The organism is Mucilaginibacter pankratovii, assembly GCF_014773265.1.
Classification (GTDB): domain Bacteria; phylum Bacteroidota; class Bacteroidia; order Sphingobacteriales; family Sphingobacteriaceae; genus Mucilaginibacter; species Mucilaginibacter pankratovii.
This window is the reverse complement of sequence record NZ_JACWMY010000009.1, coordinates 279862-298812: the sequence shown is the minus strand read 5'-3', so window position 1 is coordinate 298812 and position 18951 is coordinate 279862. Positions and strand designations below refer to the sequence as shown.

Sequence of the window (18951 nt, the reverse complement as noted above, 5' to 3'; positions counted from 1 at the left end):
ACAACTTCCGTAATATGGGCGTTGCCTGCGGCCCGGGCTCTACGTTGCAACTCCTCATTCCGCGCCGCTGATAGAAGCGGCGCTACATTCCGGGGTTTTCACTGCTATCCCTAACGCGGGTGATATAACTACAGCACAATTGTAAATACGAATTGAAATAGGTATTTTGACGAAAGAATTTCAAAACCGGTAATTCAAATATAACCAGTACCTAAACCATGACAAAATTTCGAAATATTGAAATACTTGAAAAAGATAATAATAAAAAAGGAGATTTATTTGGTCGCCTAATGAGTGACGTATTCCATTCGCTTGGCTACGATGAACCACGGCTAAATATTCACCAATCTGGTCGAGAAATTGACATTCAGGCCTTTCATAGAACAGAAAACAAAGTCGCTATAGCTGAATGTAAAGCAACAAAAGAAACTATTGGAGGCAGCGATATAAATAAATTCATAGGAGTTCTCGACGCCGAGAAGAAAAAAATTAAGAAAAGTAAACTTCATAAGTCATTTTCACCCATTGGCTATTTTGCTTCTTTATCTGGCTTTAAAGAAACAGCTATTGAGCAAGAGCTGGGATTTGATAACACCAGACTTATCCTTTTAGGCCCTGAAAAAATTGTTGACGAGCTAATTCACGGTCGCGTTGTAGTACCGATTGAAAAAGCAATTTCAGCTATTCCAATTAGAAAAGAAAATCTAGAACTATTCCCTAATTTGGATTTATTTGCTTATGAAAAAGGATGGGTTTGGGTTATATATTACTCTGAAAACAGAGGACAAACATGCTCTCATTTTGCATTTGTCCATGCCGATGGAAGACCATTGATTGACCAGTTATCTAGTGAATTAATTTCATTGGATAGAAACAACAATGGCTTACTCAACGGGTTACAACGAGTACTTCAGCCGGAAGGAGTGGCCTCCACGAACACCTCCATGGAGGAAACTAAACAAAAATATTATAAATATTTAGAAAACGAATGTGGTGAGATTCAATTTGAAGGCTTACCAACAGATAAAGAAGCTGGTTCTGTCAAAGTTAAATTAGAAAGTATATTTGTCCCAATCCAGTTAGCTCAAATAAAAGATATTACCGGCAATGCTACTGAATCCGAAAATCAACTCTCTATCGGATCTATATTAAGCAATAACCAAAAAGTAGCTATTCTTGCCAAACCTGGAGGCGGAAAATCGACATTAATTAAAAGAATTGCAATAGCCTATGCGTTTCCTGAGCGAAGGCCATATATTGATGACGATCTTCCTAACTATAACTGGTTTCCAATTTTCATTCGCTGCAGAGAATTGGGGGAACAAGTAAACAATGGGATTATCGATATAATACAAAATATTCCCATACGAGCTGAGATCAATGATTGTCGAAATCCATTTTCAATAATTGTTTCACACGCGCTTCAAAATGGAACCGCACTTTTATTGATAGATGGATTAGACGAAATCTCTGAAGATCGAAATCGAATATCCTTCGTAAATCAATTGAGGACCTTTATTGCTACATACCCCCAAATAAATATAATAGTTACATCACGAGAAGCAGGCTTCAGAGCAGTAGCAGGAATTTTAGTTAAATATTGCGAAAAATATAAGGTGTGCAATCTCGCCGAAATAGAAATCAAAGAATTAACACTTAAGTGGCACAAAGCTATCATTGACGACTCGAATAACACAATTCATGAGGCAATTAAAATTGCCAATCTAATTGTTAACGATAGTCGAATAAAGGTATTGGCTGAAAATCCCCTTTTATTAACAACGTTATTATTTGTTAGGCGCTGGGCTGGATATTTACCCACTAAAAGAACAGTGCTATATCAAGAAATGATTAAACTACTGCTGGTAACTTGGAACGTAGAGGGTCATGATCAACTTGACATTGAAGAAGCAGAGCCTCAATTAGCTTTTATAGCATATTGGATGACTAAAAATGGGCAACAAACCATCACCGACGAACAATTGAAAAATTGTTTAATCGAGTGTCGGAAACAAATGCCGGAAATTCTGGGTTACACAAAAATCAGCCCTGCAGATTTTATCAAGAGAGTTGAGTCACGAAGCAGTTTATTAATATTGTCTGGACATCAAAGAGACCAGCAAGGTTGTCTCTTACAAATTTATGAATTCTTGCATCTTAGTTTTCAAGAGTATTTAACAGCAAAGGCAATAGTAAAAAAATATCTTCCAAGTTCCGATTCCTACAAAAACAAAATTGATATTATACGCCCCAATTTAAATAATCAATATTGGAAAGAAGTTATACCTATTACCGCAGTATTACTGGAACGAGACTCAAAGGATTTGATCGAGCTACTAATTGACGAGGCAAAAAAACTTGTTTTCGCTAATGAACAAGAAAAAGTGTTAGGATTTAATTTATTGGGGAACTGTATCGCAAATGAGATTCAAATAGGTCCACAGTTATTAGACGAAGCTATAGAATGGCATGCAAAAAGTGTTGGACATTCAGGCACAGAGATAACCGAAGTGATTTTAAATTCCAAATTCAATGATCCATTTCGTGCCAAAATCATCCAATTGTTTTTCGAAAAATATGATGAACACTATGCGATAAATTTAGCTTCTATAATATCTGAATTCTTTTTGTACGACAATAATCTAAAAGAAGGGGATATTCAATTAGAATTAAAAAAACAGTTACTTAATGAAGATAAACATGTCAATTGCATGGGTATTTTAGGAGTGATGACAATAAGTTGGGAAATAGTTACCCGTGGATTAGATAGAAAAAAATTCAAACCAGATAGAGATATTTTCGAAAAACTAATTTCATTCCTTAAAACCGATGATAAGCATTATGTCCTTTCAACTTGTTGGGCAATTGCATGGATGGGGGAAGCTGGATTTATTCTAGACGAATTCCGCGATGAGTTGTTCAAATTAATTTTTCCAAAATGGATTGACTCGACGCCTCTCAGTATTAACTCAATGGCAACGTGGGCATTAGGATTCATTTTAACGCCTGATATTAATATTGATCTTATGCTTAAATACCCTAAAGTAAAGGATATCATAAATGAGAGGTTTCTTAAATCAGCTGATAATTCCAGCGAAGTCACTAGTTTATATCTGGGGATTCTTGCTAAAGTAGAATGGAGTCAGAAAGATATTTTAACTAAGCTAAAAAAAATAAAAAGTTCACAGGCACTCTCAAAAAAAACATCTAAATCTTTTGAACTATTTGTAAATTACGTAAATACCAATTTAAACGATACTGATCAATCCACAATAAACTTTGATCGATTCTTGGAATAATGAGAAACATCCGACAACGATTTAGATTATCGTCCAATTAAATCAGCCCGCTGCAAAAAAGCCGCTCCTCTTTTGGGGAACGGCTTATATAAAATAAAAAGCTGGTTCGGGTTATTTTGCCTTGTAAGGCTTTGCCTTTTTAACCGGCAGGTGTGGCTTGCCTTCAGGATGGATCTCTGGTGCACCTACCATGGTCATGGCGCAACGGAAACCTACTTCGGCACTTGATTCATCCTCATCCATAAAACGGCGGGTTGCAGGGTTCATCCAGTAGGCCAGGTCGTTCCACGAGCCACCTTTAAAGATCTTAGAATGATCGTTAACCAGTGTAGTTGTACCATAAAGCACGGTGTTTACCGAGTCGCTTGCACCACGGAAATCGGGGTTGTAAGCTTTACCGCTGTATTTAATAGAGTTTGGTGTAGTTGGTGGTACAGTGCCACCGGTAGCCGGCGTGGTGCCTGCAGCGGTGCCATTATTAAGGCCTTGCTGCTGCGCTATCATTTCGCTGTATTTTAATTTTTTGTTAGATCTTGCCGGATCTTTAATAGGGCGGCCGTATTTGTCTTTAGCATATAATCCTTTAGCAGGGTCTGCCAAACGTTTATTGGTAAATTCGTTACCACGGAAAGGGTTAAAATCTTCCACCTCTTCAAACGAAGTTTGGCGGTAAGTATCGGCAACCCACTCGTTTACGTTGCCTGCCATGTTGTACAAACCAAAATCGTTTGGCGCATAGGTACGCACAGGTGCTGTAATATCCGCCTTATCATTCAGGCCACCGCCAACACCCGCGTTATCGCCAGCGCCGCGTTTAAAGTTAGCCAGGATCAAACCCCGTGTTTTGCGGTCTGGTGAACGTACACCCAGGCCATTCCATGGGTATATTTTACCATCGTTAATATTCTCAAATTCGGTATTACCGGCAAGCGCCAATGCAGCGTATTCCCATTCAGCTTCTGATGGTAAACGGTATCCTTGTTTCAAAATACCATCCTCTAAGCGTACCGGCCTGCGCGGGCCACCTTTGGCGGTACCCGGTGCCACGTTAGGGTTATTATCTTTAGGCATGTTCTTGCCATCAACCCCGGCGCCTCTTATCTGTCCGTTTAAGTAAATATCTGTATTAAATGGTTCTTTTAAACCACCTTGTGCGCCTGCGGCTGGTTTTGCTCCTTTTTTACCACCACCTGCTGCATCTTTCCAGGTCATCATGTAATTGTTTTCGCGGAGGATGTTTTCGTTGGTACGGTCGGTACGCCATATACAATAATCCTGTGCCTGGTCCCAGCTAACACCCACAACCGGGTAATCCTGAAACGCCGGGTGGCGCAGATAATTTTCTACGTAAGGTTCGTTGTACGATAGCGGTTTACGCCATACCAGGGTATCCGGTAAAGCGTTGTAATATAACTCGCCATCGTTAGGGAAGGTAATGTTTATCCAGTGCAGGTAATCCAGCCAGTCCTGGTTGCTTACTTCGGTCTCGTCCATATAAAAAGATGGCACGGTAACCCTGCGGCGCACGTTGTTATAATCGTAAGTCACATCCTGATCGGCGCTACCGCCCAATACAAAAGTACCGCCCTCAATTGGCACCAAACCCGGGCCAGGTGTTGGATGGGTTTGCTTAAACCGCAGATAACCACCGTTATTCCTGTTGTTGTAAGTCATCCCTGTCTTTTGTGATTGTGCGGGTTTACTGCAGCTGCTTAGCAATGTGCCAAAACCCAACAACACTAAGGCAGTATTAGTAAAAAGTGCTTTCATACTTTGCAAAATATCTATTTGGAGGTAAATTTAATAAAAATCAATAATAAAATAGCCTATTGGGTACCATTTTAAAAAAACTGTTGTACCCGTACCGATGTTAAACGGATTATTTATTATTGAGTTACAATAATTTGATGTATTATTGGTTTAAACCTCAAAAGTTAACGATGGCCCGGTTTTATTATTTTAAATATTAGAACTAAATTGCACGCAATGAAGTATAATTATACTAAAAAATTTGCTCTATATATTTTGTTGGCTATCCCTGCCGCTGCATCGGCACAAACAAGTACAAACGGCAGCGTCAACGCTATATCTACAGCGGTACCTTTCCTCAACATTACTCCCGATTCGCGCTCAGGCGCAATGGGTGACGCCGGTGTAGCACTTTCGCCGGATGTAAATGCTAACTACTGGAACCCCGCAAAGCTGGCTTTTTTGGAAAACAATAACGATATCTCGTTATCATACAGCCCATGGCTGCGGCATTTGGTGCCCGATGTTAGCCTGGCTTACTTAAGCTACGCACACAAGCTGGACGACCGCAACACCTTTGGTGCATCACTACGATATTTTAATTTGGGCAGTATCCAACTGATAGACGATAACCAGAACGACCAGGGCACCTATAAACCCAGCGAACTCTCTATCGATGGATCTTTTGCGCGCAAGTTTGGCAACAATCTTTCGCTGGGATTAACGATGCGCTACATTTACTCAAATTTTTCCAACGGCGCCTTCGTTTCGGGCGGAAGCACTGCTCAGAACAAGGCGGGAAATGCCATATCTGCAGGGGTATCGGTATATTACAAAAAAGACTACGGCGATAGCTCCGTATTTGCGTTTGGCGGACACATCTCCAACATAGGCTCAAAAATTGCTTACAGCGAGGGTGGTACCAAGTACTTTTTACCAACCAATTTAAAGCTGGGCGTTGCCAACACATGGCATATGAATGGCGCAAGCAAGTTCACCGTTACCTTTGATATTAATAAGCTTTTAGTGCCAACTCCCCCAGTCCGCGATGCCGACGGCAATATAACAGCCGGTAAAAATGATGATGTTTCGGTGCCGGCTGGATTGTTTCAATCTTTTGGCGACGCGCCCGGCGGTTTTAGCGAGGAGCTGAAAGAAATTTCTTTCTCCCCCGGCGTAGAATACTGGTATAACGACCTGATAGCCCTGCGCGCAGGATACTTTTACGAGAACCCAAACAAAGGCAACAGGCACTATGCTACCTTTGGGGTTGGTTTAAAATATCAGATCTTTAATTTCGATTTTTCTTACCTGGCAGCCAGCCAGCAAAACAGCCCCCTGGCCAATACCCTGCGCTTCACCTTATCGGCAAGCTTTGGCGGCACGGGCAATAGCACGCTAAAACAATAATGGCTAAAATAAAAGTTGGTTTTGGATTTGACGTCCATCAATTAAAACAGCAGCACCCCTTTATTTTGGGCGGTGTAGACCTGGAACATACCAGTGGCGCCTTTGGCCACTCGGATGCGGACGTATTACTGCACGCTATTTGCGATGCCCTATTAGGCGCGGCTAACCTGCGCGACATCGGTTTCCATTTTTCTAATAAAGATGACCGCTGGAAAGGCATCAGCAGTTTAATTTTACTACAGCACGTGGTAGCCCTGCTCGCCGAAAAAAACTGGCAGATAGGCAATATAGATGCTATGGTATGCCTGGAAGCACCCAAAATAAACCCTCACATCCCAACCATGCAGGCTAATATTGCCAAAGCAGCCGGAATTGATGTGGATGATATTTCCATCAAAGCTACCACCAACGAAACGCTGGGTTTTATCGGTAGAGAAGAAGGCGTGGTTGCTTACGCGGTTTGTTTGATAGAACGAGTTTAATGTGCAGACACTCTTCACAACGTCATTGCGAGGAACGAAGCAATCTCTACTTAGGACAAGCGGCTATGCAAAGCGACCTGCTTATCGGGAGATTGCTTCGTTCCTCGCAATGACGCTGTGGTAAATTTGCACATCTGAAATTTGCTCATCTGCACGTCTACTCGAGCGGCTCCTCGCCTACCAAATCCTCTTTTTTGAACGTGCTATTACCGGTACGTTTTAGCACGCCCCATCCGCTTAACTCGCCTTTGAGCGCTTTACGGATAGCTTTAAACAGGATATAATACATCAGCTGGCGCCAGATAAAACGCTGCGGGATAATGTAAATAAGCTTTCTATAGCTTTCCTTCTCCATTTTAAAGGCGATAATTGCCACCAGGAAATCTACCAAAACAAAAAGCACGTAGTAGATCAGTATCTTCTCGGGCTTATCTCCCAGTAAGCCGAAGATCATCATCAGATCGGCCAGGGGCGAGAACAATGGCAGCACTATCTGGAAGATGAGGATATTTGGCATCCCTACCATCCCAAAGAATTTATACTTTTTATTGAAGAGCGCGTCGCGGTTCTTCCAGAAACTTTGGATCACCCCGAAGCTCCAGCGGAAGCGTTGCTTAAGCAACATGTTCAGCGTTTCGGGCGCTTCGGTATAGGCCACAGCCTCGGCGCTGTTCCTCACAATATAGCCTAATTTGAGGATACGCATCGTTAGGTCGCAATCTTCGGCCAGGGTATCGTACGTAAAGCCACCGGCCTCGAATATTGCCTTTTTACTAAACGCCCCAATAGCACCCGGGACAACCGTTATGCTGTTAATAAGGTCGAACGCACGCCGATCCATATTTTGGGCGGTGATATATTCTATCGACTGCCAGCGGGTGATGATATTGGTTTCGTTGGCCACCTTAACGGTACCGGCAACCGCCCCGATCTCCTCATCGGTAAAATACACCATCAGCTGGTAAATAGCATCGCTGCGGAGCTGGGTATCGGCATCTATGCAAACCACATAATCGTAATTAGCATGCGATATACCAAAGTTAAGCGCAGATGCCTTACCACCATTCGGCTTGGTTAAAACCCGCACCAAAGGATGGTTCTCATAGGCCGCTTTTACCACCTCAAAGGTGTTATCTTTCGATCCATCGTCTACAAATATCACCTCAAAATTGGGATACTCCAGTTTTAACAGGCTATCAATAGTGGCCGCCGCGGTTACCTCTTCGTTATAAGCGGGGACAATAATGCTTACCGGGGGTAGCTCGGCAGTTGGTGCCACCCTTTCTTTCTTGTCTTCAAAAAATTGCTTTACCGCCAGGATGCCTATCAGGATAATGCGACCGATAGCCAGGAATATCGCCGACAGGAACAGGTAGAAAATGAATTTATTCCCCAGGAAAAACCCTACGATCACTACATCGTAAAACCTGCCCCACACGGTTTTATCATCCGAGGTTGGCATGGGCATCAGGTCGTCCTTAGTTTTATCCAGCACATCGGCAATGGTGGTAAACTGGTAACCGTGGCTTTTAAAATAATGGATAATGGCAGGCAATGCTTTCACGGTTTCCTCGCGGGTATCGCCGCCCGCATCGTGCAGCAATATCATCGAGCCGTTATCTTTTTGCCTGATGGTGCGGGCAATGATGCTATCGGCGGTTACGCCGGGCTGCCAATCCCATGGGTCTATCGATTCGCCGATGGTGATATAGCTTTGCCTCCGGCTTTCGGCCACGGGGATAACTTCTGCCAAAGTTTGCGGCTCGGCATCGGCATTAAATGGCGGGCGGAACAGGATGGTGCTGCGCCCTGTAACCGATTCTATCAGCTTGCGGGTAGCATTCAACTCCAGGTTTACCCGCTCGATACTGATGGTAGAAATATCAGGGTGGAAGAAGGTGTGGTTGCCTATCTCATACCCTTCATCATAAATACGTTTCAGGATAGGGATGTTCTTCTCAGCCATCGAGCCGACAATAAAGAAGGATGCCGGTACTTTCTCACGTTTCAGGATATCCAAAATACGCGGGGTGAAATCCGGGTCGGGGCCGTCATCAAAAGTTAATACCACTTTACCCGGTTTAAGCCCGTACCTGCGGATAACGTATTTGGTAGGCAGCTTAATATAGGTTTGATTGGTGATGGTGAAGTTTTTGGGATCCATCTTCACATCAATTTTACCGGTATCTGGCGTGGTGATCAGATCCAGCACCTCACCGCCTTCGCCGGCATAATCTATCTTATCATTTAAGCCAACGGTGTTGAAATGCCTGATGTCGATCCCCGTTTTATTAAGCGAATCGATAGAAAGATTTTTTTGGAAGAACGACCAAAGGCGCGGGTCTTCGGCACCGAGGCGCCACAGCGCAACGCCACCGGTAGACCAGTCATCGGCCATGCGGATGATATTGAAATTGGTAACTGCATCGGTAAAATACACAATGTGGTTAAACCCATCGTTACCTAAATAATTGTAATGCAGGTTGGCAGATACCGGGTCGAAAACGATCTTACTCTTTTTTTGCACCGCAGTACTGATGGCCTGCTGGTAACCGGCAGATACGCCTATGCTGTTCTCCGGCCAATCGTAGCCGCCGGCGGCGATAGTGAAGATCACCTTTTCGCTGGGGATGATGGAGCACACCTCATCCAGGATCTCTTCGGCCCAGTGCTGGTTACTTATCTCGCCCGAGTTGCTGCCATCGTAATGCTGGTCTATCGCCATCACAAACACAAAATCGTTTACGTGCTGCAGGCGTTTCAGGTCGTACTCCTCATCCTCGGGTACTACGTTTTGGGTAACCAGCAAGCCATTGGCATGCAGGATAGCGTACAGTTCGTTTTGGAAAGCGATGTAGTTTTTGCTGTTGCGGTTTTTCACGTCATCCAGATCCACATTCACCCCCTGGAAATTGTAGCGCTTAAGCTTAGCCACAATACTGCTGATAAATGCGGTACGCAGCTTTTTATTGGCGAAGATGTGCTCCACTTCTTCCACATCATAACCACCTTTGATGTTATCGTAGTTGGAAAGCGTAACCAGTATTTGCTTTTTATATTTTTTATTGAGGTTGATGAGGCCGGTATCTAATACAGCTTTAAGGGTATCTGCTTTTTGGCTGAAGGAAAAACCTTCGGTAACCACCATATCCAGCCGGTTCATATAAAGCAAGAGTGAATTATAGGCCTGTGGTTCCCATGGCCGGTAAAAGGCCGCATTTATTCGGTTGCTATTATTGGGGTGTTTAAGCTGGTGCTGGTGGCGGGCGCGGGCAATTTGCTCAATAACCGCTTTCTCTACCTTAAAATCTTTATACCGTTTTGATTTTTTTAACGCCTCCAGGTCCTCCTTTGAGATCTTTTTAGGGGCCGGGTCGAGGTTGGGTAGTATAGGGTATTCGGTAGAAGTAACCGTTATAGCTGCTGCTACTACACCAAAAATAAACACGATTAATATGATGCGGCTAAGCCATTTAAAGCGGTTCCACCTGCCGGGGTTATCAGCCTGAAAGACCTGTTTGTTGGACATGAAATACGATTAGGTTATGGTTGGGCAAAAATTAATTCGCTTGTTTTTGTGGCTCGATGGCAGAAAAATCCACCCCGCACTTACAGTTGCCACCGCAGCTTTTTTTGGCGAATAAGCTTTTATACATAATACGCCCCACGTAAAAAACAGCAGCAGCAAATAATAGTATGATAATGATTGCCTGTACGTTCATTGTGCAAAATTAATACAATTATATATACGTATGGATATTTAAAAAAGTATAAAGTTTAATTCAGAGATTTACCGTCGCAATGTCGATACATTTGATTTATGGATAATAATTCTCGAGAAATAACAGAACGAAGAATGGAGGCCTTGGTGTTTTCGCATCGAGATATGCAAGACAGATTCGTATATTATTTGCTTGCCATAAATGCTGGCTGCATAGCGTTTGCGGTCAATTTAACAAAAGACTATAAATTATCAACAAACGAAGTCCCCTTAGGTGTGTCCGTTATTTTTTGGAGCATCAGTTTTTATTCTGGAATAGTTCAGATACAAAATATCGAAGTGTCTACTCAGCTTAATATTAAGAAACTCCAATGCTACTTAAGTAACACTGGCGTACCCGATTGGATAGAAACAAAGGTTAAAGAAACTATACATAAAGGCGTCATATATCGATCCTTGCAAAACTGGGCGATTTCGCGGGAAGCTTGGCTTTCATAATATGGCACATTATGAAAATGTCAACCAATTAATTATTTATGCATAAACGCCACCGTACCGCCCACCCAGTCGAAATCTTTATTGTATCGAACGCCTATCATTTTGCCTTTACTTAGCCGGGCCAGGTTTATGGCAAGCGTTGGTTTTTCTTCACCATCGGGCCAAAGGTACAGCAGGCGGATCTCTACCTTCACACCCATATCGGGCGATTGCAGCACCGGTTCGTAATTTACCTTTTCCTGCAGGATCCAATTCTGCGGATCGGAGATCTGTTCGATATCCCCATCCATAATATCGATGATCACGCCCTGCCCGGCAAAGCTGAACAACGGTTTCAGCACGTAGTTCTGCAGGTCTTCGGGTAATTCCTTCACCTCGTGCAGAAACCGCGTTTTGGGGATGTAATCGCCTTCCAAAAAAGGCATGGTAAATTTACTGATGCGGTAAAACCAATTGGGGTGCGCTATCCATTCCACATCAAGCGGCCGGCGGATATCCACCACTTTATTAAAGATCTCCGGATCGCCCTCGATCTCGTCGAATATCAGGCGGTTGTAGATTCGTTTTATGCGCTTCTTTTCCTTCCCATGCATGTAAAAAAGCTGATCGCCTTCCTGTATCAAATCGGCAAGGGAAACTACCGGCGTGCCCAGGTAACCCTCGGTAATATAAAAATCCACCGCGGTTTTTTGGGTTGGGGCGTTTACATCCATCAGCACCACTTCATCCGGCTGGTAAGGGCCGAGGATGGTTTTTTTAAGCAGTGCCAGGTAGCTCGCTTTATCCAGCCCGTTAAAATAAACAGTTTGGTTGCCCGGGATATGGAAAGTATGCCTGTAATTCTCTCCCAGGTGTACCTGGAAACCATACAGCGAGGGGAAGCCCTGCAGCTCTATCAGCTTGGGGACAATGTTACCAGCGGCATCCTTACAAACGCCAAAATCTAAAGCGATAAAGTGCGAATGGTCGTTTTCTTTGGCCACCCGCCATTGTTCGGGGATGGCCCGTTCGGTAAGTTCTTTAAACCCGGGTTTTAGTATGGTGGCCACTATCTCCTCACCTGCCTGCAGCAGCTTATCCCTGAAATCATCCGTCAAAAAAACCGGCGTTTCGGCAATGCGGAACTCAATGGGGTTCTTCAGCCCGTCGTTTAGCGACAGTAAAAACTCCGCGTACTTTTCTTCGGTGAAGTTTTGGTTGTAGGCGCTTCTGATAGTTGGGTTCATGGTGGTTTGTTTTTCAGTAGCAATATGTTTAAAACGTCGAAAAAACGTCATGCCGAATTTATTTCGGCACCCCACATGCAAAGTTAACGTTCATGCAAAACGGATTAGCATAGTGGCTACCGTTAAGATGGGGTGTTGAAACAAGTTCAACATGACGATTATTTAATATTATGCCTCTAATCTCTCCACTCCCAATATCGCCTCATCTAAAAAATTAGGAATGATGGTGCTTTGCGTATGTGCTATTTTATCCGGGTCGTCCAGCCGCTGTAGCATCTCTTTGTATTTTGCTTCGCCGTGCTCGTTTATCACTTCGTCTTTTTTCTCCTCGCGCAGCAGCATGGTTTTGATACCCAGTGGGTCTGCCTCGGGGTGAAACTGCGTAGCGATAAAATAATCGTTGAAACGGATGGCCATCATGGCGCGGGGCAGATCAACATGAGGGCGTTCCTTCTCCCAGGCGAGTATTTTCATTCCCAGTTCGTCAAATCGTTTCATATCGGGGTTGATCACCTGCCAGCTCCGCGAATCTACGGTGTAGAACGGGTCGTACAGGTTCTCGAAAACCTGGTCCTGCTTCCCTTCTTCGGTTAAGTGCACCGGCAATATCCCAAACGATGGTGAGCGGCGCAGGCCGATCTCTCCCAACCCGTATTTGCGGCACATCAACTGGAAGGAATGGCATACAAAAAACACGTGTTTTTTATTGGTGCTTGGGCTTTTGTTGTGCGCGTCTAATTTATCAATCAGCCTGAAGTATTTCTTCTCCCACTCGGTACCTTCGCTATCAATCGGGCTGCCCGGGCCACCACTGGAGATGTAAGCATCAAAATTGGTACCCGGTACCTGCGCTTTGCGGCGCACATCAAAAACTTCGTAACTTAAATTAAGGCCGTGTTTAGCCTTGTAGCGCTCCAGTATCTCCCGGAAACCCCGCATCCCCTCATTTGCAATGCCATCATACAAATCAAGTATGGCAATCTTTATTTCCGGTTTATCTGTGTTCATTTTACTCTTAATCTTTTAGCCTCACCTAAATCCTCTCCAAAGGAGAGGACTTTAAAAGCCTTTTTTAGAACCCTCTCCTTTGGAGAGGGCAGGGTGAGGCTTTTATATCCCCTTCAGCGTTTGCGATGTGATATAATCTACAACGTCTTCAAAGTTATTGTTTTGGTTATAAACGGCCAACTGCCTGTCGGCGCCGGTGCCATGCTCCAGTATTTTATGCACATATTGCAGTTCTTCGCGGCAGCCCAGGTCGTCTACCACATCGTCTATAAAATCAAGCAGTTCCAGTATCAAAGCCCGGGTATTTACTTCCAGCTCTTTACCAAAATCAATCATTTTACCATCAATACCATAACGGGCGGCACGCCATTTATTTTCGTTGATGAGCGCGCGGTTGTACGTGATAAACTTCATATTGCTTAACCGCAGTTTGTACAGCTTGGCGCAAATACATTGGAACAGCGCCACAAAGGTCATGGTCTCGTCTATCAGCATCGGGCAATCGCACACGCGGAACTCGATGGTTTGGAAGAAAGGGTGCACCCGCAGGTCCCACCAGATCTTTTTGGCGTTGTCAATACAATTGGTTTTTACCAGCAGCTTTACGTAGTTGTCGTAATCTTCAATGCTGGCGAAGTAATCGGGGATGCCCGTCCTCGGGAATTTATCGAAAACCTTAGTCCGGAATGATTTGTAACCCGTGTTCCGGCCCTCCCAAAACGGCGAGTTGGTGGATAGCGCGTATACGTGCGGCAGAAAATACCGCGCCTGGTTGGCAATATGGATCGCCATGTCTCTCGACTGGATCCCCACGTGCACATGCAGCCCAAAAATAAGGTTTGAGCGGGCCGCTTCCTGCAGCTCGTCTACGATCTCAAAGTACCTCGGATGGTCGGTGATCAGCTGATGCTGCCAGTGCGAAAAGGGGTGTGTACCTGCCGCGCCAATGCGCAGCCCAATATCGCCGGCCAATTGGGCCACTGTTCCGCGGAGTTTGGTCACCTCTTTGCGTGCTTCATCGGTATTGCGGCAAATGTGGGTGCCCACCTCTACAACCGCCTGGTGCATTTCGGCCTTTACCTGGTCCTCATGGATCTTTTGCGCTGCATCTACAATTTTTTGCTCGTGCGATTTTAATTCCCTGGTAACAGGGTCAATCACCATAAATTCTTCTTCAACACCTAAGGTGAACTCGTTCATAATTGGTTAGGGGTTATGGTTTGGTTAGTACGTTTTCTTAACTATGTCATTTCGACCGAAGGGAGAAATCTTGTTGTTTATGCATGGCGGATATGCAAATTCCGCTTGCAAAATCTAACAAGTTTTTTCACTTCGTTCAAGAGGTAGTTCTCGTCGCTGCGCTCACTCGAAATGACAATAGTTTTAAATTATTTTCTATTTCTTCGCCGCTTTCTTAGGCGCTGCCGCCGCTTTCGCTTTCTTTGGCTTCGGCTCCTCAATAGTCGCTACCGATACATCCTCAGCCTTTGCTGTTTTCGCCGATGCAATAAGTGGTTTGCCGGTAGCGCCGGTTTTTACATATTCGCCCCAGGTAAGGTTATCCCTATCGTCCTTTTGGGCTTTGGCGCGTTCTATCGCATAGCTTGCTGCGGTTTCTACCACCCACTCAAAGTTATCCTGGCCAACGCTGGTAACTTCGGCATCCGGTGCCGGGTTGCAGAAATCTATAGCATAAGGGATCCCATCGCGTATAGCAAACTCTACGGTATTAAAATCATAACCCAAGTATTGGTTCAGTTGTAAAACGTACTTGGTAATAGTATCCAGCAGGGCTTTTGCTGCCGGTGCTTTGCCGTGTTCGTAACGCAAGTGGTGTGGGTTGCGGGGCTCATACTGCATAATGCGCACGTGTTTGCCGCCGATACAATAGCAGCGGAAGTAGTCATCAAAAATAATTTCTTCCTGAAGCAGCATCACCAGTTGCTTGGTTTGCGCAAACTTCTCCCAAAGATCTTCTTTGTCGCTGATCTTGTAAACGTCGCGCCAGCCGCCGCCGTCGAAGGGTTTCATGTACGCCGGGAAGCCCACGTAGTCAAAGATCCCGTCCCAATCCAGCGGGAAGGCGAGATTACGGAAGGAGCGGTCGGTGGTGCTATCCGGGTGGTCTTTGGAGGGCAGCAGTACCGTTTTCGGTACGGGCACGCCGAGTTTTACGGCAAGGGCGTTGTTAAAAAACTTCTCGTCGGCGCTCCACCAGAATGGGTTATTGATAACCGCCGTGCCGGTGATGGCTGCGTTTTTGAGCGATGCGCGATAGAAGGGCACATCCTGCGAGATGCGGTCAACAATTACCGAGTAGCCCAGCGGTTCGCCCTGCAGCATTTTATCAATGCGGACGAATTCCGCCGATATGTTTTTCTCTGCCTTTTCGTTTATCCGGTCTACAAATGCCTGCGGAAATGAATTTTCCTGTCCGAATAAGATGCCTATTTTTTTCATGGTAGTATGGTTGGTAGTAGATTTTATGTCTTGTCTCTAAATTCTTGTTTCTATTTAATTGTTGAAAGGTAATGCGGAAACATCTCTTTCCATATCGGCCAGTCGTGATTTGCATCGGGGCGAATGTCCAGCCAATGGTTAATGTTTTTAGCCTTCAAAATGTTTGACATCGTGATATTATAACCCTTGCACATATCATGCTCGGATGTACCCAGGATGATGTTCATCCGCCAAAGCCACTCGTTATTGCTGCCCGGCACAAAATCCACCGGATTGTTGTAATATACATTATCATCATGGTGCCCATCGGTAAACATCTTAATATCAAATGCGCCGCCCATGGTAAACAGGTGCGCCACCTTCTCGGGGTGTTTAAAAGCAAAGTTTGCCGCATGGTACCCGCCAAAGCTGCATCCGGCAACAGCCACGCGCCCAACACCGGTTTCGTGCTGCGCCCAGGGGATCAGTTCATCGGTGAGCATTTTATCGTACCAGGCATAATTACGGGCACGGTCGGCCGGGTGTATGCCTTTATCGTACCAGCTCCGGCCATCGATGGTATCGGGGCAGTAGATCTTCACCAGGCCTTCATCCACAAACCACTTTACACAGTCAATCAACCCAAAATCTTTATTCTGATGGAAACGCCCTTTGGTGGTTGGGAACAGGATCACGGGGTAACCCCGGTCGCCAAATACCAGCATTTCCAGGTCGAGATTGAGGTTTGGCGAATGCCAGCGGTGATATTGTTCGGTCAAAGCGTTGCGTTTAAGATGGTAAGATAGCAGTATCGCGTGTAAATGTCAACACTATGCCAAATAATTCTGTTTTAGTTAATTAATAAAAGTATTAGCCCTACTTTTGTACCCTTTATTATTAATTTGAACATGTACACATATAGTACAGCTATTGAAATGGCCATTAACGCACAGGAACTTATCATCCAATCAACCGTACTCGAACGCGAAGTTACCTGTACCCTGCTACTGCCCGATAACGCCGGGATAGAGCCCCTGCACCTTTTATTACTAAACGACGGGCAGGAAATTGAGAATTTAAAACTTACCGATACTTTAGAGAATCTATACGAGCGCAATTGCATTAAACCCGTTTTAATTGTTGCCATCCACGCCGGCGACGAGCGCATACAGGAATATGGCATTGCCGGCAGACCCGACTATAAAAAACGCGGCGCCAAGGCGGATCTGTACACCAAATTCATTACCACCGAGCTATTGCCGGAGATCCATAGAGCTACAGATATAGACCATTTTGAAAGCACCGCAATAGCGGGGTTTTCGCTTGGGGGCTTAACGGCGATGGATATCGCTTGGAACAACCCGGAGCTGTTTGACAAAGTTGGCGCGTTCTCCGCATCCTTTTGGTGGAGAAGCAAAGACCTTACCAAAGGCTACACCAACGATGACCGCCTGATGCACAGCCAGCTAAAAAACAGCGAAGCCAAACCAGCGCTAAAATTCTGGCTGCAAACCGGCACCAGGGATGAAACCGCCGACAGGAACAAGAACGGCATTATCGATTCGATAGACGATACCATCGATATCATCATCGAGTTGGAGAAGAAAGGTTACACTCGCCCCGCAGATATCCAATACCTGGAAGTTGTTGGCGGCAGCCACGATACGGAGACCTGGGGCAAAGCTATGCCTAAGTTTTTGCAATGGGCATTTGGGAAATAGGGAATGATTTTTGCAGGCTATATTTTAATAGTGATGCTTGTAAATATAACCTGCAAATTTTCGTTATATTTGTTATAAGGCTATAACACTCATTCAAATGAAAGAGCAAACAAAAGACAAACAGCAGATTATTAAAGAGAAATTTGGTATTAAACTAACACTAAATGAAGAACTTAATAAGTATTCAGGGCCGGAGTATGCACCAGAAAAGCTAAAAAAAATAGAGCAGAGGTTTGCTAAACAACCTACTCATAAATAATCATTTCTTTTCGATAAGAAAGCCTGAATAATAATATTTGCTTTTATCGTAGGGTTCAAATTCATCTTGGCTTGCGTCGTTCAACTTCCCATAAATATTAAAGGTTTCTATAAGGTCCTGGTATCCGTAGTTGATTGCCCGCTGATATAATAACGTTCTTCTATAATCGCTACCCGTTATATACACATCGTATCCGGGGTGCTCCTCCATAAAAACATAAACAATAATAGCTACTGTAGCCAAAAGCTTATTACGGTCGCCGTTATTTGTCGTACTTTCATAATCAAAACTATTGTCCGGCAAAAGTGTACCTAAAGCCAAATTGCAGGTATTGGCTCTCGATTGCAGCTTATCAAACCTTACAATTTTAGTCAAGTCTCCATGTCTACCCTGACTAACGAATGTAAAACTCAAATAATCGGCGGCGGTTTGTATTTCAGTATAACCTTCCTCGTTCATTATGGTAAAACTAATTAAAGAGCATTACAAGAATAGCAGATAAGATTTTATTTGTAGACAAGTGGGCCACAAAAATTATTATGTGTTACCTTTCAAGTTTGCCGGTTATATTGCGAAGTCGATATTTTTCACGTATTCCTTAAAAAAAATCGAATACGCATATTTCGTAAAATCTTTTAACCCTTCATTCGTCTGCATATTTATATGTACAACCTAATTCTTCCGCTGCATTCACTCATCCGCTGGCTGGTTCTGATCAGTTTGCTGGTTGCTATCTTCCGGTCGTACCAGGGCTGGCTGGGACGCAAAGCGTATAGTAAATTCGATGAAAACCTGAGGCAGTCCACCGTTTCCATTATTCATGTGCAATTTGTATTGGGCCTTTGGCTCTACGCCGTTAGCCCCATCACTACCTGGTTTATCCACCATTTTAGCGAAGGTGTGCGCCTGCGCGAGATCCGTTTCTTTGGTATGGAGCATATCACCATGATGTTCATCGCCGTGGCGATCATCACCGTTGGGTCGTCAAAAGCCAAACGGCAGGTTACCGACCGCGATAAATTCCGCACGCAGGCTATTTGGCTTACTATCGGTTTGCTGGTGATATTGAGCTCTATCCCGTGGGCTTTTTCGCCGTTGGTGCACAGGCCTTGGTTGAGGGGGTTTTAGAAGTTGTCTGA

The 18951-nt window shown here is 44.4% G+C and carries 16 protein-coding genes; 7 read left to right on the top strand and 9 right to left on the bottom strand.

Going from position 1 to position 18951, the window contains the following annotated elements; genetic code table 11:
- The first annotated feature begins 218 nt into the window (after positions 1 to 218).
- A complete protein-coding gene (locus tag IDJ77_RS18390; protein WP_191190444.1) occupies positions 219 to 3299 on the top strand; it encodes an NACHT domain-containing protein in 3081 nt (1026 codons plus the stop codon).
- 111 nt (positions 3300 to 3410) lie between these two features.
- Here the strand turns inward: IDJ77_RS18390 and IDJ77_RS18385 are convergent, their stop codons facing one another.
- The gene (locus tag IDJ77_RS18385) at positions 3411 to 5069 is read right to left on the bottom strand and encodes an SUMF1/EgtB/PvdO family nonheme iron enzyme (protein ID WP_191190443.1); all 1659 of its coding nucleotides are present in this window, start codon (positions 5067 to 5069) and stop codon (positions 3411 to 3413) included.
- A gap of 216 nt (positions 5070 to 5285) precedes the next feature.
- Between IDJ77_RS18385 and porV the strand changes: the two genes are divergently transcribed.
- On the top strand, positions 5286 to 6458 hold the full coding sequence (gene porV, locus IDJ77_RS18380) for a type IX secretion system outer membrane channel protein PorV (RefSeq protein WP_191190442.1): 1173 nt from the start codon (positions 5286 to 5288) through the stop codon (positions 6456 to 6458).
- A complete protein-coding gene (ispF, locus tag IDJ77_RS18375; protein WP_191190441.1) occupies positions 6458 to 6940 on the top strand; it encodes a 2-C-methyl-D-erythritol 2,4-cyclodiphosphate synthase in 483 nt (160 codons plus the stop codon). The genes porV and ispF overlap by 1 nt, the downstream gene beginning before the upstream one ends.
- A 157-nt stretch (positions 6941 to 7097) precedes the next feature.
- Here the strand turns inward: ispF and IDJ77_RS18370 are convergent, their stop codons facing one another.
- Positions 7098 to 10469, bottom strand: coding sequence for a glycosyltransferase (locus IDJ77_RS18370; RefSeq protein ID WP_191190440.1), 3372 nt, complete (start codon positions 10467 to 10469; stop codon positions 7098 to 7100).
- A 31-nt stretch (positions 10470 to 10500) separates the two neighbouring features.
- Entirely contained in the window at positions 10501 to 10662 is a 162-nt protein-coding gene (locus tag IDJ77_RS18365) for a FeoB-associated Cys-rich membrane protein (protein ID WP_191190439.1), read from the bottom strand.
- Positions 10663 to 10760: 98 nt separating this feature from the next.
- On the opposite strand from IDJ77_RS18365, the gene IDJ77_RS18360 reads away from it, so the two are divergent.
- On the top strand, positions 10761 to 11159 hold the full coding sequence (locus IDJ77_RS18360; RefSeq protein ID WP_191190438.1) for a hypothetical protein: 399 nt from the start codon (positions 10761 to 10763) through the stop codon (positions 11157 to 11159).
- A gap of 32 nt (positions 11160 to 11191) precedes the next feature.
- Here the strand turns inward: IDJ77_RS18360 and IDJ77_RS18355 are convergent, their stop codons facing one another.
- The 5 genes from IDJ77_RS18355 to IDJ77_RS18335 form a co-directional block, all read right to left on the bottom strand.
- Entirely contained in the window at positions 11192 to 12385 is a 1194-nt protein-coding gene (locus IDJ77_RS18355) for a hypothetical protein (RefSeq protein WP_191190437.1), read from the bottom strand.
- Positions 12386 to 12553: 168 nt separating this feature from the next.
- Complete coding sequence (locus IDJ77_RS18350; protein ID WP_191190436.1) at positions 12554 to 13393, bottom strand: type 1 glutamine amidotransferase; 840 nt, start codon at positions 13391 to 13393, stop codon at positions 12554 to 12556.
- 102 nt (positions 13394 to 13495) lie between these two features.
- Positions 13496 to 14593 carry a carboxylate-amine ligase gene (locus IDJ77_RS18345; RefSeq protein ID WP_191190435.1) on the bottom strand — a complete coding sequence of 366 codons (1098 nt, stop codon included), beginning with the start codon at positions 14591 to 14593 and terminating at the stop codon, positions 13496 to 13498.
- 195 nt (positions 14594 to 14788) lie between these two features.
- Positions 14789 to 15853: an ATP-grasp domain-containing protein gene (locus IDJ77_RS18340; protein ID WP_191190434.1), complete on the bottom strand. Its 1065-nt coding sequence runs from the start codon at positions 15851 to 15853 to the stop codon at positions 14789 to 14791.
- Positions 15854 to 15903: 50 nt separating this feature from the next.
- Positions 15904 to 16611 (bottom strand): esterase family protein, encoded by a 708-nt coding sequence (locus tag IDJ77_RS18335; protein ID WP_191190433.1) that lies wholly within the window; start codon positions 16609 to 16611, stop codon positions 15904 to 15906.
- Between the two features lie 129 nt (positions 16612 to 16740).
- Here IDJ77_RS18335 and IDJ77_RS18330 point away from each other — a divergent pair, with 129 nt between their 5' ends.
- Complete coding sequence (locus tag IDJ77_RS18330; protein ID WP_191190432.1) at positions 16741 to 17553, top strand: alpha/beta hydrolase; 813 nt, start codon at positions 16741 to 16743, stop codon at positions 17551 to 17553.
- A gap of 97 nt (positions 17554 to 17650) precedes the next feature.
- Positions 17651 to 17812, top strand: coding sequence for a hypothetical protein (locus tag IDJ77_RS18325; protein WP_191190431.1), 162 nt, complete (start codon positions 17651 to 17653; stop codon positions 17810 to 17812).
- On the opposite strand, the gene IDJ77_RS18320 is transcribed toward IDJ77_RS18325, so the two are convergent.
- A complete protein-coding gene (locus IDJ77_RS18320) occupies positions 17813 to 18271 on the bottom strand; it encodes a DUF6934 family protein (RefSeq protein WP_191190430.1) in 459 nt (152 codons plus the stop codon). It lies immediately after the preceding gene.
- Positions 18272 to 18475: 204 nt separating this feature from the next.
- Between IDJ77_RS18320 and IDJ77_RS18315 the strand changes: the two genes are divergently transcribed.
- Positions 18476 to 18940: a hypothetical protein gene (locus tag IDJ77_RS18315; protein ID WP_191190429.1), complete on the top strand. Its 465-nt coding sequence runs from the start codon at positions 18476 to 18478 to the stop codon at positions 18938 to 18940.
- Positions 18941 to 18951: the final 11 nt, after the last annotated feature.

Excerpts from the sequence above, each read along its gene's own strand:
- IDJ77_RS18325 (WP_191190431.1), top strand. The coding sequence starts at position 17,651 with ATGAAAGAGCAAACAAAAGACAAACAGCAGATTATTAAAGAGAAATTT.
- IDJ77_RS18365 (WP_191190439.1), bottom strand. The coding sequence starts at position 10,662 with ATGAACGTACAGGCAATCATTATCATACTATTATTTGCTGCTGCTGTT.
- IDJ77_RS18330 (WP_191190432.1), top strand. The coding sequence starts at position 16,741 with ATGTACACATATAGTACAGCTATTGAAATGGCCATTAACGCACAGGAA.
- IDJ77_RS18350 (WP_191190436.1), bottom strand. The coding sequence starts at position 13,393 with ATGAACACAGATAAACCGGAAATAAAGATTGCCATACTTGATTTGTAT.
- IDJ77_RS18345 (WP_191190435.1), bottom strand. The coding sequence starts at position 14,593 with ATGAACGAGTTCACCTTAGGTGTTGAAGAAGAATTTATGGTGATTGAC.
- IDJ77_RS18315 (WP_191190429.1), top strand. The coding sequence starts at position 18,476 with ATGTACAACCTAATTCTTCCGCTGCATTCACTCATCCGCTGGCTGGTT.
- IDJ77_RS18370 (WP_191190440.1), bottom strand. The coding sequence starts at position 10,469 with ATGTCCAACAAACAGGTCTTTCAGGCTGATAACCCCGGCAGGTGGAAC.
- IDJ77_RS18390 (WP_191190444.1), top strand. The coding sequence starts at position 219 with ATGACAAAATTTCGAAATATTGAAATACTTGAAAAAGATAATAATAAA.
- IDJ77_RS18340 (WP_191190434.1), bottom strand. The coding sequence starts at position 15,853 with ATGAAAAAAATAGGCATCTTATTCGGACAGGAAAATTCATTTCCGCAG.
- porV (WP_191190442.1), top strand. The coding sequence starts at position 5,286 with ATGAAGTATAATTATACTAAAAAATTTGCTCTATATATTTTGTTGGCT.
- IDJ77_RS18385 (WP_191190443.1), bottom strand. The coding sequence starts at position 5,069 with ATGAAAGCACTTTTTACTAATACTGCCTTAGTGTTGTTGGGTTTTGGC.
- IDJ77_RS18360 (WP_191190438.1), top strand. The coding sequence starts at position 10,761 with ATGGATAATAATTCTCGAGAAATAACAGAACGAAGAATGGAGGCCTTG.
- IDJ77_RS18355 (WP_191190437.1), bottom strand. The coding sequence starts at position 12,385 with ATGAACCCAACTATCAGAAGCGCCTACAACCAAAACTTCACCGAAGAA.
- IDJ77_RS18320 (WP_191190430.1), bottom strand. The coding sequence starts at position 18,271 with ATGAACGAGGAAGGTTATACTGAAATACAAACCGCCGCCGATTATTTG.
- ispF (WP_191190441.1), top strand. The coding sequence starts at position 6,458 with ATGGCTAAAATAAAAGTTGGTTTTGGATTTGACGTCCATCAATTAAAA.